The sequence below is a fragment of the Prevotella sp. C561 genome, assembly GCF_000224595.1.
GTDB classification, from domain to species: Bacteria; Bacteroidota; Bacteroidia; order Bacteroidales; family Bacteroidaceae; genus Prevotella; species Prevotella jejuni.
Genome location: NZ_JH114169.1, coordinates 1 through 3,803 on the forward strand (window position 1 = coordinate 1; position 3,803 = coordinate 3,803).

Here is a 3,803-nt window from a genome sequence, read left to right on the forward strand (position 1 = left end):
CTAAGGCCCATAAGCCCTATCAGCCTTACACTATTAGGCTCATTAGCCATATAAGGCTCATTGCTTTTATTAGCCTCATTAGCCCATAAACATCACTCACAACACAACATCAACACCCATCAATAATCAACCAACAACAAAAAAAGAGCCTTGAAGATTTCTCTTCAAGGCTCTCGTAAAAGAAGGCGGCCACCTACTCTCCCGCATTGCATTGCAGTACCATCGGCGCAAACGGGCTTAACTTCTCTGTTCGGAATGGGAAGAGGTGGGACCCCGCCGCAATAACCACCTAATATTTCTCTCGGTTGACTAGTTCACAGTTGACAAGTTGACTAATTATTTGCCTTTATTCTTGTCGTCTTTCTGTCTTCTTATCAGTAGCTCCGTTGTTAAACATTGTCCATAGAACTAATAACTTGTTTACTCGTTAACTCATTAACTTGTCAACTCGTCTACTGACTTGTCAGCCGTATAAGGTGACGTATTTCCACAAGCAAAACATATAGAACTCATATCTTCCTTTCAAGAAGATTACACAGCTCAAAGTCTGAGTCAGCGGTCCCCGCACTCCAAACTTTGGAGGCGGGAGACCCGAAGAAAGTTTCGGGCAATTAGTAGTGCTCGGCTTTGACGTCACCGTCTTTACACCTACACCCTATCAACGTCATCGTCTATGACGACCCTTATGAGGAGTTCTCATCTTGCGGCTGGCTTCGCACTTAGATGCTTTCAGCGCTTATCCAATCCAGACTCAGATACCCAGCGGTGCACCTGGCGGCACAACTGGTAAACCGGAGGTCTGTCCAACACGGTCCTCTCGTACTAGTGTCAGCACCACGCAAAACTCCAACGCCCACGATAGATAGAGACCGAACTGTCTCACGACGTTCTGAACCCAGCTCGCGTGCCACTTTAATGGGCGAACAGCCCAACCCTTGGGACCTTCTCCAGCCCCAGGATGTGACGAGCCGACATCGAGGTGCCAAACCACCCCGTCGATATGAGCTCTTGGGGGGGATCAGCCTGTTATCCCCGGAGTACCTTTTATCCTTTGAGCGACGGAGTTTCCATACACATCCGCCGGATCACTATGCCCCAGTTTCCTGCCTGCTCGGCATGTCTGCCTCCCAGTCAAGCGCCCTTATGCCATTGCACTCTATAAGGCCGGTTACCAATCGGCCCGAGGGCACCTTTGGAAGCCTCCGTTACGCTTTTGGAGGCGACCACCCCAGTCAAACTACCCACCAAGCAGTGTCCGCACCATAGGCGCGTTAGACCTCAGACAGCCAAAGGGCCGTATTTCAAGGATGGCTCCACGAATGCTGGCGCACCCGCTTCGAAGCCTCCGGCCTATCCTACACATCGGATGACCAAGGTCAATGCTAAGCTGTAGTAAAGGTTCACGGGGTCTTTTCGTCCCATCGCGGGTAATCGGCATCTTCACCGATACTACAATTTCACTGAGATCATGGTTGAGACAGCGTCCGGATCATTACACCATTCGTGCAGGTCGGAACTTACCCGACAAGGAATTTCGCTACCTTAGGACCGTTATAGTTACGGCCGCCGTTTACTGGGGCTTCAATTCAATGCTTCCTATTGCTAGTGACATCTCCTCTTAACCTTCCAGCACCGGGCAGGTGTCAGGCTGTATACCTCATCTTTCGAGTTTGCACAGCCCTGTGTTTTTGTTAAACAGTTGCCTGGACCTATTCTCTGCGCCTCATATTACTATGAGGACCCCTTATCCCGAAGTTACGGGGTCAATTTGCCTAGTTCCTTAACCATGAATCTCTCAACGCCTTAGTATATTCTACCCGACCACGTGTGTCCGTTTGCGGTACGGGTCGCAGTATCATTAAGTTTAGCGGATTTTCTCGGAAGTATGATTACCTGCACTCAACTCTTCCCGAAGGAAGTGCTGTACTTTCGTGTTTCAGCTCAAGTGGTGGATTTGCCTGCCACTATCATAACCTACGCACTTAAACGCCCTATTCCGTCAGGGCGCGACAGTGTCACTGCTCCGTCTCCACGTCACTGATAATGCGAGTTGCGGAATATTAACCGCATCTGCCATCGCCTTCGCCATTCGGCTGAGACTTAGGACCCGACTAACCCCGGGCTGATTGGCATCGCCCGGGAAACCTCGGTCTTTCGGCGAAAGGGAATCTCACCCTTTTTATCGTTACTTATACCTACATTTGCTTTTCCATAAACTCCAGGATCAGTTACCTTCACCATTCGACGTCGATGGAATGCTCCCCTACCGATACTTTTAATTTACATTACTATCCCGCGCCTTCGGTATCTGACTTATACCCGATTATTATCCATGCCCGGACCCTCGACTAGTGAGCTGTTACGCACTCTTTGAATGAATGGCTGCTTCCAAGCCAACATCCTAGCTGTCACGGGGACCAGACTTCGTTAGACTAACTTAGACAGAATTTCGGGACCTTAGACGGCGGTCTGGATTCTTCTCCTCTCGGGGACGGACCTTAGCACCCGCCCCCTTACTGCACATCTGCTGTCCATAAGCATTCGGAGTTCGTCAGGTCTCGATAGGCGGTGAAGCCCTCTTGACCTATCGGTCGCTCTACCTCTTATGGAGATCGATGCACGCGGCACCTAAATGCCTTTCGGGGAGTACGAGCTATCTCCAAGTTTGATTGGCCTTTCACTCCTACACTCACCTCATCGGGAAGCTTTTCAACGCTTATCCGTGCGGTCCTCCATTCGGTGTTACCCGAACTTCAACCTGGGCAAGTGTAGATCACTTGGTTTCGCGTCTACCCCATCTGACTTGACGCCCTGTTCAGGCTCGCTTTCACTGCGGATGCGCGTCTCATGACGCTTATCCTTGCCAGACATGGTAACTCGTAGGTTCATTATGCAAAAGGCACGCCGTCACCGCTTGCGCGGCTCCGACCGCTTGTAGGCGCATGGTTTCAGGAACTATTTCACTCTCCTAATCGGAGTGCTTTTCACCTTTCCTTCACAGTACTCGTTCACTATCGGTCTCACGGGAGTATTTAGCCTTACCGGATGGTCCCGGCAGATTCGCGCAGAATTTCACGTGTTCCGCGTTACTCAGGATACCACTACGTCTCGTCATGCTTCGGATACAGGATTATCACCTTCTATGATTCTACTTTCCAGTAGATTCTCCTCACAATCTAAGTACGACAGCGTGGTCCTACAACCCCTGCTAAGCGTTGCCACAAAGCAGGTTTAGGCTCTTTCCCGTTCGCTCGCCACTACTAGGGAAATCATTAGTTTATTTTCTCTTCCTAGAGGTACTAAGATGTTTCAGTTCCCTCCGTTCGCCTCACTACATCTGTAGTGATAACAGGTCTTCAACCTGCTGGGTTGTCCCATTCGGAAATCCTTGGATCAAAGGTTATTTGCACCTACCCAAGGCTTATCGCAGCTTATCACGTCCTTCATCGCCTCCGTGAGCCAAGGCATCCGCCATGCGCCCTTTCTTACTTTCTTCGCCTTCTTTGTAATAACTTACAAAGAATGTAGCTCATACTTTCAGCTGTTGTGTGATTCTAAACATTATGAAGATAAATCTTCATGAATGAGAATACTAACTCTTCCTATATAATAAGGAATATTAGTTCTACTTACAGTCTTGCTTGTGTCAATATGTCAAAGATCTTGTGCTGTTATCATACTTAATCTGAAGCAGTGCCTCAGAAACAGAAGACAGCGTAGTGGAGGGTAAGGACTTGAACCTTTCATGTGAGCCTTAAACTCTTCTCTCCTACATTATATAATACAGAGTCATTGCAGTACAA

General features: G+C 48.9%; 2 rRNA genes. Both read right to left on the minus strand.

Annotated features, from left to right (window positions below):
• Positions 1–180: 180 nt before the first annotated feature.
• Positions 181–293: ribosomal RNA gene (gene rrf, locus HMPREF0666_RS15685) — 5S ribosomal RNA — on the minus strand.
• 299 nt (positions 294–592) lie between these two features.
• Positions 593–3,495 (minus strand): 23S ribosomal RNA (locus HMPREF0666_RS15690).
• Positions 3,496–3,803 lie beyond the last annotated feature (308 nt).